Annotated in this window: 12 protein-coding genes; 11 read left to right on the plus strand and 1 reads right to left on the minus strand. The window is 54.8% G+C overall.

Translation table 11 applies throughout. The annotated features are described in order from the left end of the window. Window position 1: 1 nt before the first annotated feature. Genes glyA through amrS form a run of 4 tightly spaced genes read left to right on the plus strand, consistent with a single transcriptional unit; the run spans window position 2 to window position 3070 of the window. The gene (gene glyA / locus WC515_04770) at window positions 2-1264 is read left to right on the plus strand and encodes a serine hydroxymethyltransferase (GenBank protein MFA5146667.1); all 1263 of its coding nucleotides are present in this window, start codon (window positions 2-4) and stop codon (window positions 1262-1264) included. Window positions 1265-1269: 5 nt separating this feature from the next. Further along, window positions 1270-1755 carry a cytidine/deoxycytidylate deaminase family protein gene (locus tag WC515_04775; GenBank protein MFA5146668.1) on the plus strand — a complete coding sequence of 162 codons (486 nt, stop codon included), beginning with the start codon at window positions 1270-1272 and terminating at the stop codon, window positions 1753-1755. Between the two features lie 3 nt (window positions 1756-1758). Then, window positions 1759-2208: a transcriptional regulator NrdR gene (nrdR, locus tag WC515_04780; protein MFA5146669.1), complete on the plus strand. Its 450-nt coding sequence runs from the start codon at window positions 1759-1761 to the stop codon at window positions 2206-2208. Between the two features lie 10 nt (window positions 2209-2218). Further along, window positions 2219-3070, plus strand: a complete 852-nt coding sequence (gene amrS / locus WC515_04785; protein MFA5146670.1) for an AmmeMemoRadiSam system radical SAM enzyme — start codon at window positions 2219-2221, stop codon at window positions 3068-3070. Between the two features lie 4 nt (window positions 3071-3074). Here the strand turns inward: amrS and WC515_04790 are convergent, their stop codons facing one another. Continuing rightward, window positions 3075-4319, minus strand: coding sequence for a SurA N-terminal domain-containing protein (locus WC515_04790; GenBank protein ID MFA5146671.1), 1245 nt, complete (start codon window positions 4317-4319; stop codon window positions 3075-3077). A gap of 176 nt (window positions 4320-4495) precedes the next feature. On the opposite strand from WC515_04790, the gene hisG reads away from it, so the two are divergent. The 7 genes from hisG (at window position 4496) to ispE (ending at window position 12360) form a co-directional block, all read left to right on the plus strand. Beyond that, window positions 4496-5365: an ATP phosphoribosyltransferase gene (gene hisG / locus WC515_04795; GenBank protein ID MFA5146672.1), complete on the plus strand. Its 870-nt coding sequence runs from the start codon at window positions 4496-4498 to the stop codon at window positions 5363-5365. A 142-nt stretch (window positions 5366-5507) separates the two neighbouring features. Further along, window positions 5508-6986 (plus strand): tetratricopeptide repeat protein, encoded by a 1479-nt coding sequence (locus tag WC515_04800; protein MFA5146673.1) that lies wholly within the window; start codon window positions 5508-5510, stop codon window positions 6984-6986. 9 nt (window positions 6987-6995) lie between these two features. Then, window positions 6996-7829, plus strand: a complete 834-nt coding sequence (locus WC515_04805) for a transketolase (GenBank protein ID MFA5146674.1) — start codon at window positions 6996-6998, stop codon at window positions 7827-7829. A 21-nt stretch (window positions 7830-7850) separates the two neighbouring features. Continuing rightward, complete coding sequence (locus WC515_04810) at window positions 7851-9467, plus strand: AAA family ATPase (GenBank protein MFA5146675.1); 1617 nt, start codon at window positions 7851-7853, stop codon at window positions 9465-9467. 1 nt (window position 9468) lies between these two features. After that, window positions 9469-10449 (plus strand): hypothetical protein, encoded by a 981-nt coding sequence (locus tag WC515_04815; protein MFA5146676.1) that lies wholly within the window; start codon window positions 9469-9471, stop codon window positions 10447-10449. A gap of 25 nt (window positions 10450-10474) precedes the next feature. After that, on the plus strand, window positions 10475-11428 hold the full coding sequence (locus tag WC515_04820) for a transketolase family protein (protein MFA5146677.1): 954 nt from the start codon (window positions 10475-10477) through the stop codon (window positions 11426-11428). A gap of 41 nt (window positions 11429-11469) precedes the next feature. Then, window positions 11470-12360 (plus strand): 4-(cytidine 5'-diphospho)-2-C-methyl-D-erythritol kinase, encoded by an 891-nt coding sequence (ispE, locus tag WC515_04825; GenBank protein MFA5146678.1) that lies wholly within the window; start codon window positions 11470-11472, stop codon window positions 12358-12360. Window positions 12361-12395 lie beyond the last annotated feature (35 nt).

Here is a 12395-nt window from a genome sequence, read left to right on the forward strand (position 1 = left end):
GATGAAGCATCTTAAAAAAGAAGACCCGGAGATATTCAGGGCGGTCCTGGACGAGACGAAGAGGGAGAACGCCGGCATAGAGCTCATAGCGAGCGAGAACTTCGTTAGCGAGGCGGTGCTCGAGGCGCAGGGATCGAGCCTGACCAATAAGTACGCGGAAGGATACCCGGACGCGCGCTGGTATAACGGATGCCGTTATGTAGACGTCGTGGAACGACTTGCCGTGGAGCGGGCCAAGAAATTATTCGGGGCCGAACACGTAAACGTCCAATCGCATTCGGGGACGCAGGCCAACATGGTCATCTACTTCGCCATGCTGAAACCGGGCGATACGGTCCTTTCGATGTGCCTCTCCTGCGGCGGCCATCTCTCTCACGGCCACCCGCACAACTTCTCCGGCAAATTTTATAAGATAATCCCGTACGGCCTCGATAAGGATACGGAGATGCTCGACTACGACGCGATAATGGAACTGGCCAAAAGGCACAAGCCGAAGATGATCCTGGCGGGCGCATCGGCGTATCCGCGTTCGATGGATTTCAGGAAATTCAGAAAGATCGCCGACGCGGTCGGAGCGTTCCTCTTCGTCGACATAGCGCACATAGCCGGCCTTGTGGCCTCGGGGCTTCACGAAAGCCCCGTCCCGTACGCGGAGTTCGTCACCTCTACCACCCACAAGACGATGCGGGGGCCGAGGGGCGGTTTCATAATGTGTAAAAGAGAGTTCGCGAAAAGGATCGATACCGAAGTGTTCCCGGGCATACAGGGAGGGCCCCTGATGCATGTGGTCGCGGCGAAGGCGGTCTGCTTCAGGGAAGCGCTTAAGCCCGGGTTCAGATCGTACCAGAGACAGGTCCTGAAGAACGCCAGGACACTTGCCGGAGAGCTCTCAAAAAGGGGCTTCAGGATAGTGGCGGGCGGTACGGATACACACCTCTTCCTTGTCGACCTCACCGCCAAAAAGATCACCGGGAAGGACGCGGCCATACTGCTGGACAGGGTGGGCATAACCGTCAACAAGAACCTGATACCGTTCGACACCAATTCGCCTTTCGTGACGAGCGGGATCCGCATCGGATCGCCGGCCGTCACGACGCGCGGGATGAAAGAGCCCGAGATGCGGAAGATCGCATCACTCATCGATGCGGTCCTGGGCGACCCCGGCAATGAAAAGGTCTCCCGGGCGGCGCGGGAAGAGGTCGGTATATTGGTAAAGAAATTCCCGCTGTATAAGGGCCTCATTAAAGACCTCGAGAGGAGATAATGATCGTGAAACGGAAGCGAGTAAAAGTCCACGGTCCACGGTCCACGGTCCACCGCCCGAGCTGGGATGAATACTTCCTCGGGATCGCCGACCTCGTATCGAAGCGCTCGACATGCCTCCGCCGGCGTGTAGGCGCTGTCCTCGTGCGCGACAAGAATATACTGGCCACCGGATATAACGGCGCGCCCAGCAAGATAGAACACTGCGACATCACAGGATGCATACGCGAGCGGCTCAGGATCCCCTCCGGAGAGCGCCACGAACTGTGCAGGGGGCTCCACGCCGAGCAGAACGCGTTCCTCCAGGCCGCGCTGCACGGCACGAGCCTGAAGGGCGCAAGTTTATATTCCACGACCCAGCCGTGCATAATCTGCGCAAAGATGATCATAAACGCCGGCATCGGCGAGGTCGTCATAAGGGGCGATTACCCCGACAGGATGTCTAAAGAATTTCTCCGCGAGGCGAAGGTCAAGCTTCGGGTCCTCAAATAAAGTATGAGATGCCCGTATTGCGGCAATAAGAACGACAGCGTCATCGACTCGAGGGTATCGAAAAACGCCTCGAGCGTGAGGAGACGCCGCGAGTGCCTGAAGTGCGGCAAGCGCTTCACCACGTACGAATACGTCGAGAAACTGCCGCTCATGGTGATAAAGAAGGACGGCCGGCGCGAGCCGTTCGACCGGGAGAAGCTCATAAAGGGGATAGTCGTTGCCTGCGAAAAACGCCCGGTCAGCATGAAGCGCATCGAAAAACTGGTCGACGACATAGAGCGCGCCGTAAGCAAACGCCACGAGCTTGAGGTCTCTTCCCAGGAGATCGGGGAGCTTGTCATAAACCACCTGCACGAACTGGACGAGATAGCCTACGTCCGCTTCGCCTCCGTCTACAGGCAATTCAGGGACGTCAACCAGTTCATGAAAGAGCTGAAGAAGTTCCTTAGATAGCTGAAAACCGATGCACGAGGCCCTCTACTACGAAAAATTGGATTCCGGGAAGGTCCACTGTCACCTCTGCCCTAATGAGTGTATCGTCTCCGACAGGATGCGCGGGGCGTGCGGGGTGAGGGTCAACAAAGGCGGCACGCTCTTCACCGAAGTCTACGGCAAGACGACGGGCCTCTCGCTCGATCCCGTAGAGAAGAAGCCGCTATACCGGTACCACCCCGGCGAATATATACTGTCGGTCGGGACCAGGGGCTGCAATTTCCACTGCGGTTTCTGCCAGAACTGGCACATATCCCAGGAGCTGGATACCCCGACGGAAGATATAACGCCTGAAGGCATTATCCGCAGGGCCAGGGAGCTCCGCTCCTTCGGCATCGCCTACACTTATAACGAACCGTTCATATGGTATGAGTTTGTGCTCGATACCGCGAAGCTCGCGAAGGCGAACGGGCTCGAGAACGTGCTCGTGACGAACGGCTACGTGAATATGGGCCCGCTTGAGGGGATGCTGCCGTACATAGGCGCCATGAACATAGACCTGAAATCTTTTGATGAAAGTTTTTACCGGAAGGTATGCAGGGGGTCGCTCAAGCCGGTGCTCGATGTAATCAAAAGGTCGGCTAAGAGCTGCCATGTCGAGCTCACGAACCTTTTGATACCTACGCTGAACGATTCCGAAGAGACCATAGGAAAGATGGTCGATTGGATCTCGGAGAACGCGGGCCCCGAGACCCCCGTTCACTTTTCGAGATATTTCCCGTGCTACAATATGAGCCTTCCGCCCACCCCGATCGAGACGCTGAAGATGGCCGAGCGGGTGGCGAAGAAGAGATTGAAGTACGTATACCTGGGGAACGTCTAGAGGCCTACCGGTAGTACCTGTCTATATCCTTAAAATCTATCTTCAGGTTCGCCCTGAGGGAGGGCGACTTGAACCATTCGTCGAATATCCTCGTCTTAGCGTTCTCCATGACTTTTTTGGCGAAGACCTCTTTATCTTTTTTGAAGGCCTCTTCGTCGATGCCTTTATATTCGGCGACCCTGAATATGAGGGCCCCGCTCCTTACCTCGGTCGTCTTTGAGACCTCTTCCTGTTTCTTCGCTCCCCCCGGGGCCGCGGGGTCTGCCGGGGGCGTTCCGCCTCCGGTCAGGGTCGAGGCGATATCCGCTATGGTCCACGCCTCCCCGATACCGTCGAGATAGTCGGACCGCGAAAAGAGTTTACTCTCCGTGACCTTGAGGTTGAGCTTTGAGGCCGCCGTCTCAAAAGTCTCTTTGTCCCCCTCCATCATCCCGACCACCTTTTCTCTCATCTCATCAGTATTCTTAATGGCCAGCTGCCTGGCATCCTTCTCCGCGAGATACGATTTTATGCTCGACTTCACGTCATCGAACGCCGCGAAGTGCTCTTTCTCCCCCTCTTTCAACGGGATGACGAATTCATTCCTGTTCAGGTCGTAATATTCCTTAGCGCGCGCGTCCTCGACCGCCGCCGCATCGGCGAGGTCCTTATATTCGGTCAGTATGTATGATATCTTGAACTGCTCCTTCTCTCTCCTGTAGGCCTGGGCCACCTCTTCGTCCGTCACCTTGATGTCTTTGGCAATGATATCGTTCAGCTTCTGTATGGCGAGGTTCTCCCTCACTATCTCCTCGAAGGTCCTCGGCGTAAGCCCTATGTTATATCGCAGCACATGCTGGTATATCTTATCGTCGAAGGTCCCGTTCCTTATGAAGAGGGGGTGGGAGCGTATATAGTCGATGACCTCCCTATCGGAAATATCTATTTTGTGGGTCTTTGCCTCTTTGAGCATTATGAGACGGTCCCAGGCCACCTTGGCGAGGAACGGCTTATTCGAAAGGAACGACTCAAGGATCTTTTCCTGGCCGGCATAGTTGAGGACGAGGATGCTCCTCATCGCGGTCATGCTCTCGTAAAGCTTCTCGAACGATATCTTCCTGCCGTCGATCGTCCCGACGTACGAAGGCCCCTTCTCTCCGGAGCCCCCTAAATTCCCGGTGCCCCACAGCACGAAGGCGGGCATGACGAGTATGACGAGCCCCCAGAATATTACCTTGGATACGTACTTCTGCCTGAAAAATTTCAGCATCTCGGTTCTCCCTTCATCTTGGTCAGTACGTAGATTATATTTTATTACCCCCTGCGATGCAAGGGATTTTTTGCGCGCCACCGTGTATCTTGACATTCAGCATCATATTATGTACAATAACACAAGATAGAAGACAGGGTGAAGCAAGGTAACAAAAAAGAGAAAGATGATCTGCCATGAAACTTCGACTTGGGATACCTAAAGGGAGTCTCCAGGAAGCTACCGTCAGGATGTTCAGGAAGGCGGGGTTCTATCTGGGCGTAAGCGATAGGTCCTATTTCCCGTCGATAGACGACGATGAGATAGAGCCGATCCTGTTCAGGGCGCAGGAGATGTCGCGGTATGTGGAGGACGGCATCATCGATTGTGGCATAACGGGGAACGACTGGATACTCGAGAACTCCTCCAACGTGGTAAGGGTCGCGGAGCTGATCTACGCAAAACAGAGCATGCGGCCGGTCAAATGGGTCCTCGCGGTATCTATCGACTCCAGGATAAAGAAGGTGTCCGACCTCAGGGGCAAACGCGTAGCGACTGAACTTGTCGGGGTCACCAGGGCTTTCCTGAAGAAGAACAAGGTGAAGGCGGAGGTGGAATTCAGCTGGGGCGCCACAGAAGTGAAGCCGGCCATCGGCATCGACGCTATCGTCGAGGTGACGGAGACCGGTTCGAGCCTCAGGGCGAACAATCTGAGGATCGTCGTCGTAGTATGCGAATCCACGACGCAATTCATCGCGAACCGCAAAAGCTGGCTGAACCCGGCCAAGCGCGCCAAGATCGAAAATATAGCGCTTCTCCTGAAGGGCGCGATACTCGCCGAGGAGAAGGTGGGCCTTAAGATGAACGTCACCAAGCGTGACCTTAAGACGGTGCTTGCCATACTGCCGGCGATGAAAAAACCGACCATATCGCCCCTGTCAGACCCGGAGTGGCTCGATATAGATACGATAATCGATGAAAAGACGGTCAAACACCTTATACCGAAATTGAAACAGGCGGGTGCCCAGGGCATCATAGAGTACCCGTTGAATAAAGTCATATATTAAAAGTCATACATTAAATTCGCGAAAGAGGGGTGATATAAAGATGCCGTGCGGCAGAAAAAGAAAAAGAGCGAAGATGGCGAAGCACAAGAGGAAGAAGAGGATGAGAAGAGATCGCCATAAGAAGAGGATGAGATAACAGAGGGTGCATCCCAGGCAGATCCTTTACGTTTTCATTATCGTCGGCGCCATATCCGTGCCGGTAACGGTTTCGGATGCGGCGCCGATGGGTGCCAGGACGCCGTCAACGCCGTTCTCAAGATCCCTTGCCCATTACATAATGGGCATCATATACGATAATGAATCGAAGACGGACGCAGCAATAAGAGAATACAGGTCAAGCATCGTCTTCGATAAGGAGACGAGCCTTATACACACCAGGCTCGGACGTGCCTACCTTCTGTCCGGGGACGGGGCAAAGGCGACGGAAGAGCTGCTGGCAGCGAAGTCGCTGGACCCGACGGACACCAAGCCGCGGTTCCTCCTGGCGCTCGTATATGCTTATGAGCGTAAATTCGACCTGTCCCGGAAGGAATATGAAGAGATCATCCGTCTTGAGCCCACCTCGTTCCTGGCGCTCAGTTCTCTGGCAGACATATATGTGGCCCAGGACAGGATGGATGAAGCCGTTGGCATGTATACGCGGTTACTGGAAAAGGAGCCGAGGTCCTATTTTCTTTATTTCAACCTCGGGGTCATATATGCCCGCCTCGGCAGGATAGATAAGGCCATCGAGACGATGGGCAGGGCGGTGGCCCTGGACCCGGACCATGCCGAAGGATATACGGCGCTCGGCGTATTGCATGAAGCGAACGGGGATATCAAGAGCGCCATAGCCGATTTTGAAAATGCGGTCAAAATAGACGATGATAACGAAAAGCTTTATCATTATCTCGCCTATCTTTATCAGAAAGAGAACAGGGACTCCGACGCCATACGGCAGTACGGGTTACTGGAGAAGCTGGACCCGCGATCGGCCGATACGTACATCGCGTGGGCAAATATCTATCTGGAAGATAATAGGCCTAAAGACGCCTGCGCGGTGCTGGAGCGCGGGATAGCCAACGGCGCAGAGAGCGTGGAGATATACCTGGCCTTGGGGTACAGCTCCGTTGCCGATGACCGCGGCGAAGATGCCCTGAAATGGTATCACAAAGCGCTTGAGCTCGACGGGACCGATGGCAGGGTACATTTTTATCTCGGCGCGCTGTATGAGAGCAGGAAAGATACGGAATCGGCTGTAAGGGAGTTCAGGGAAGCCATCCGCCTGGCCCCGGATTTCGCCGACGCGTATAATTACCTCGGCTACATGTTCGCGGAAGGGTCGGTCAACCTCGACGAGGCGATCCTGCTCATAAAGAGGGCGCTTGAGCTCGACCCCGATAACGGCGCGTACCTCGATTCGCTCGGTTGGGCCTATTTCCGGAAAGGCATGACGGACGAGGCGCTCATCGAGATGGATAAGGCGGTGAAGCTTGAGCCGGACGACGCCGTGATCAGGGACCATATAGGCGACATCTATTTCCGGAAGGGGTTGCGCGAGAAGGCGCGCGGAGAATGGAAGAGGTCGCTTGAGCTCGATCCGAAGCAGGACGCGGTGAGGGAAAAACTTAATAGGCGTTAAAAGGACACCATGGAAAGACCGGATATAAAAGAGTTGCGGAAGAAGGCGGTAGAGGTCAGGAAAGACATACTCAGGATGCTCATGCTGGCCGGATCGGGCCATACGGGCGGCAGCCTCTCTATCGTAGAGATACTTCTGTCTTTATACTACTATAAATTGAGATGCGATCCCAGGGAGCCCAAGCGTAAAGGGCGCGACATGCTGATACTCTCAAAGGGGCACGGCTGTCCGGCGCTCTATACGGTGCTCGCGCACAAAGGATACTTTCCGAAAGAGAAGTTATGGACGCTGCGCAAGCTGGGAAGCCAGCTCCAGGGGCACCCCCAGATGGGCCTTGCCGGGGTCGAAGTATCGAGCGGTTCGCTGGGCCAGGGGCTTTCGATAGCGAACGGCATCGCCCTCGCCGCGCGCATGGACAAGCTGCCGTTAAGGGCATATTGCATCATGGGCGACGGCGAAACGAACGAAGGACAGGTCTGGGAGGCGGCCATGTCGGCCTCTCACTACAAGCTTGACAGTGTATGCGGCATAATCGATTTCAACAAACTCCAGATAGACGGTTTTTGCTGCGAGGTAAAGGGCATGGACCCATACGCCAATAAATGGCGCGACTTCGGCTGGCACACGATAGAATGCGACGGCCATGACCTTGCCAGGCTGATGGATGCCCTAGATGAGGCGGAGAAGGTAAAAGGAAAACCGACGATGATCATTGCGCATACGGTAAAGGGCAAGGGCGTGTCGTTCGTCGAGAATAAGGTGGAGTGGCACGGGATAGCCCCGAAGAAAGAGCAGTATGAAAAGGCGGTCCTGGAATTGGATGAAGCGTTGGGAAAGATATAAGGTCAAGTTAAGGAGAAAAATATGTTTTCACGAAAATGGAAGATGTACTTCAAGATGTACTGGCTGAGGATGGTGATAATCCTCGTGATCATACTGGTATGCATACTCGCCGTGTGGGGGCTCATGTCCCTCGAGTCGTTCTACCGGAACATCACGCTGGCGACTATGCCCATCAACCTCATCATGGTCGCCCTGAACGCGACCATATTCGTCTTCATGTACATGATGTTCATGCAGGGAGGCCTCGCCAAGATCTCGAAGTCGAAGATACGCGGGGAACTTGTGAATGTAAGGTGGAGCGACGTCATAGGCATGGACGAGGCAAAGCGGGAGGCCTGGGAGGTGGTCCAGCTCATAAAAGACAGGGCGAAGGTCAAGAAGATCGGCGGCAAGATCCTGCGCGGTATCCTCATGCTGGGTCCCCCGGGGTGCGGTAAGACGTATCTGGCAAAGGCGGTCGCTACCGAGGCGGGTGTGCCGTTCCTTTCGATGTCCGGGAGCGAATTCGTGGAGATCTTCGTCGGAGTGGGCGCTTCACGCGTGCGGAGGTTGTTCAAAAAGGCGCGTGAGCTCGCCTACGGCTACGGCGGATGCATAATATTCATCGACGAATTGGACGCCATCGCGCGCAAGAGGGTCTTCTCCGTATTCGGCGGAACCGAGGAGACGAACTCGACGCAGAACCAGCTCCTCGCCGAGATGGACGGCCTCCAGGAGAAGGATGAGAACGTCATAGTCATAGGCGCCACGAACGCCGGGGAGGACACCCTTGACCGGGCGCTCCTGAGGCCGGGGAGGTTCGACAGGAAACTCTATATAGACCGTCCCAACCTCGAGGAGAGGGAGAAGATATTCCAGTATTACCTGGAGAAGATAAAATACGACAAATCATCCGTAGAGGTGAAGCGTCTCGCGCGGAAGGCCGTCTACAAGACGCCGGCAGAGATAGAGAATATAGTGAAGGAGGCGGCCCTCATAGCGACGCGCGATAACAAAGAGGCGGTGACATATAAGCACATATCCGAGGCGATCGAGAGGATCGAGATGGGGCTGAAGCACAGGCGTCACATGACGCCTAAGGAGAAGGAGATGACCGCATATCACGAGAGCGGCCACCTCATGGTCCTGTACCTGCTCCACCCCACCGAGGATGTCTTCAAGGCGTCTATCATAGGCAGGAAGGAGTCGCTGGGTGTCGTTTACCACCAGCCGCGCGAAGAGGCATTCACCAAATCCAGGGAATCCCTTCTCGCTGACATCAAGGTCGCGCTCGCCGGTTACGTTGCCGAGAAGATGAGGTTCGGCACATCGTCCACGGGTGTTTCGATGGACTTCAAATCGGCTATGGCTACGGCGCACGCGATGGTATGGTCTCTCGGGATGAACGACGCGGGTTTCATAGGCGACTACGCTACCATACCGGAGACGCAGCTCTCGGAGGATGTAAAGGAGACGCTCAACAGGGAGACGAATAAGGTGTTCCAGAAGTGCCTCAAGGATGTCGAGGACCTGCTGGCAAAAGAGAAGGAACTGCTCGAGCGGTTCGTGAAAGAGCTTCTCGCTAAAGAGGAGCTGGATTACGATGAGATCGACTCGATATTCAAAGAGTACGGAAAACGTTCGCTGACCACATCATAGTATGCGCAATAATTTTGCGGCGCGCGCCGTCTTATGCGGCGCGCTGCTTGCGGCTCTGATCGGCTGCGGCCCGACATATCCGAAGGAGAGGTTCGAGGAATCGATCGTCCGGATATGCAAGGACGAATATAAGCTCGACGTGAAGGTCATGACCGCCGGGAAGACGATAGCTATATACGTGCCGCTCACCGACCTGATCGACATCACGCTCTCCATAACCCAGGCCGCCAGCGAGAAGATAAACGACGTAATACTCAGCGTATCGAGGGTCGCTCTCTCTACCGATGCCAGATATGATTTTTACTGTGTCATAGCGCATGATATCCGCGTCCCGGAGATACAGATAGTCATCATAAAATCGGTCGATGACGTAAAGCGTTTTATGCTTAACGATATCTCAAGGAGCGATTATTCGAAGCGGATGCTCATAGATATACGCATGAGCCCCCAGTCGCAGAAAGAGCGGGCCGTCAAAGAGATATTCGACAAGATGAGCCTCGACAGGAAGTGGCAGGACCAGGTGATGGACGACTTCTTCAGGGGGGAGCCGACGGCCCTCAGCGACATCGGATACTGGAACGACCGTTTCTACATAAAAGACGTGACGATGCCGGAATTCCTGGCTGAGCAGGCCTCGAACAGGGTGAAGATGCTCTTCCGGGAGAATAAAAAACTTTCAGAGCTCTTTTTCCTGAAGTCGGTAAAGAACGTCTACATCGACCGGTCCGGGCGGCGTTTCTTTAAGATGGACATCCTGGTGCAGGAGAAGGGTTTCAAGGAGCTCCCGCGCAGTGATGCCGCCAGGAAGGTATTTGAGGCGGTGCTCGATGTGACGGCCCCGATGCTCCGCAGTTACCGTTTCACGGATTTCGACCATATCGAAGTGGTCAACCAGGCCGACGGTTCTATGATAAGCGTATCGCGGGACGACCTCGAGGAGTACAGGAAGAAGAAGGCAACGTTCGAAGATATAGTGCAGTGATCAAAAGGCGCATATAAGGAGAGCGATGGGACAGGAAAAAGTTCAGATGGTGCCGACCAGGGACGGTTTCGGCGAGGGCGTTGTGGAACTCGGCAGGACCAACAAGGACGTCGTGGTGCTCTCGGCCGACCTGACCGACTCTACGCGCGCGGCCTGGTTCAAAAAGGAGTTCCCGGACCGTTTCTTCGGATGCGGCGTCGCCGAACAGGATATGTTCGGGACTGCCGCCGGATTCGCGCTCATGGGGAAGATACCGTTCGCGTGCACCTTCGGGGTATTTGCGTCGGGCAGGGCGTGGGACCAGATAAGGGTGTCGGTCGCCTACATGAACCTGGGCGTCAAGATAATAGGCACGCACGGGGGCATCTCCGTAGGCCCGGACGGCGCGACGCACCAGGCGCTCGAAGAGATAGCCCTTATGCGCATAATACCCAATATGACGGTGGTGGTGCCTGCAGACGCCCTAGAAGCGAAGAAGGCGACCATAGCCTCTGCCGGGATAAAAGGGCCCGTCTATATACGGCTGGGCAGATCGCCCTCCCCGGTCATCACTAAAAAGGAAGATATATTCAGGATAGGGAAGGCGAACGTCATAAGGGACGGTAAGGACGTCACGATATTTGCCTGCGGACAGATGGTCTATGAGGCCATGGTCGCGTCTGATATGCTGGCAAAAGAGGGGATAGATGCGCGCATCGTCAATCTCCATACGCCTAAACCGGTCGATAAAGACGCTATAATAAAAGCGGCGAAGGATACGGGGGCGGTGGTCACTGCCGAAGAGCACACCGTCCTGGGCGGCATGGGGAGCGCGGTGGCGGAGGTCCTCAGCCAGAACTTCCCGGTCCCGGTGAAGATGGTAGGTCTCGCGGACAGGTTCGGCGTTTCCGGAGAACCGGACGAGCTTTTCGAGTACTTCGGCATAAACGCAAAGCATATCGCCAAGGCGGCGAAAGAGGCGCTCTCCGCAAAAAGGTAATTTTTTACGAACGACGAACGCCGAACAACGAACGACGAATTATGACATCGATCGAACTGACAGCACCGGCGAAAGTAAATCTGTTACTTAAGGTTCAGGGCAAGCGCAGGGACTCCTACCATAATATACTCACCATATTCGAAAGAATATCTCTCGCAGATACCGTCAGGATCCGTAAGATACCCGTCGGGCGCGGCATAGAGGTCCATTCGGACAGGTTCATAACGAAACACAAAGAAGATAACCTGGTATATAAGGCAGCCAGCCTGGTATTAAGGGATGCCGGGATAAAGGCAGGGGTACGGATAGAGCTGAAGAAGAGGATACCCATAGCGGCGGGACTGGGCGGCGGCAGTTCGGATGCGGCGGCCGTTATCAAGGGGATAAATAGGCTCTTTGGCCTGAAGATGAAAGAGAAGGCCATGATGCGCCTGGGGTCGCGACTGGGCGCGGATGTGCCTTTCTTCCTGATCGATCCGCCGTTCGCGCTGGGGAGGGGCAAAGGCGACCTGTTGACAGAGATAAGGTCAAGCTCCGGGTTCTGGCACCTTATAATATATCCCGGTTTCAGGGTCCCGACCAAAGAGATATATGAGGCATATGACAGGGCGGATTTTGCCTTGACAATGAAATCGGCCGATGCTAAAATAACACTCCCTTTCAGGCGTAATCCGGGTTTTGGTACGGCGGAGGCGATGCTTCACAACGATCTGGAAGCCGTAGTCAGGTCAAAGAGAAATACCATAGGCAGGATAATAGAGCGCTTGGTCCAAATTTTAGACAAAAGAGCTATCATCTCGGGAAGCGGGCCAAGCATCTTTTGTCTATACAGGACCAGAAAGGAGGCGATGGCCGCTAAGGAGAAGCTGGCAAAGAGCGTGCCCGGACGCGAGATGAGGTCCTGGCAGGTATTTGTGGCAAAGACATTTTGATCTATCAAATCTGCATGTAACTTTAAGGAGTAGAA

Source organism: Candidatus Omnitrophota bacterium (genome assembly GCA_041650805.1).
GTDB lineage: Bacteria > Omnitrophota > Gorgyraeia > 2-01-FULL-45-10 > 2-01-FULL-45-10 > JBAZKM01.

Bases quoted from the DNA above. Each gene is read 5' to 3' on its own strand.
- glyA (MFA5146667.1), top strand. From the start codon at position 2: ATGAAGCATCTTAAAAAAGAAGACCCGGAGATATTCAGGGCGGTCCTG.
- nrdR (MFA5146669.1), top strand. From the start codon at position 1,759: ATGAGATGCCCGTATTGCGGCAATAAGAACGACAGCGTCATCGACTCG.
- amrS (MFA5146670.1), top strand. From the start codon at position 2,219: ATGCACGAGGCCCTCTACTACGAAAAATTGGATTCCGGGAAGGTCCAC.
- WC515_04790 (MFA5146671.1), bottom strand. From the start codon at position 4,319: ATGCTGAAATTTTTCAGGCAGAAGTACGTATCCAAGGTAATATTCTGG.
- hisG (MFA5146672.1), top strand. From the start codon at position 4,496: ATGAAACTTCGACTTGGGATACCTAAAGGGAGTCTCCAGGAAGCTACC.
- WC515_04805 (MFA5146674.1), top strand. From the start codon at position 6,996: ATGGAAAGACCGGATATAAAAGAGTTGCGGAAGAAGGCGGTAGAGGTC.
- WC515_04810 (MFA5146675.1), top strand. From the start codon at position 7,851: ATGTTTTCACGAAAATGGAAGATGTACTTCAAGATGTACTGGCTGAGG.
- WC515_04815 (MFA5146676.1), top strand. From the start codon at position 9,469: ATGCGCAATAATTTTGCGGCGCGCGCCGTCTTATGCGGCGCGCTGCTT.
- WC515_04820 (MFA5146677.1), top strand. From the start codon at position 10,475: ATGGGACAGGAAAAAGTTCAGATGGTGCCGACCAGGGACGGTTTCGGC.
- ispE (MFA5146678.1), top strand. From the start codon at position 11,470: ATGACATCGATCGAACTGACAGCACCGGCGAAAGTAAATCTGTTACTT.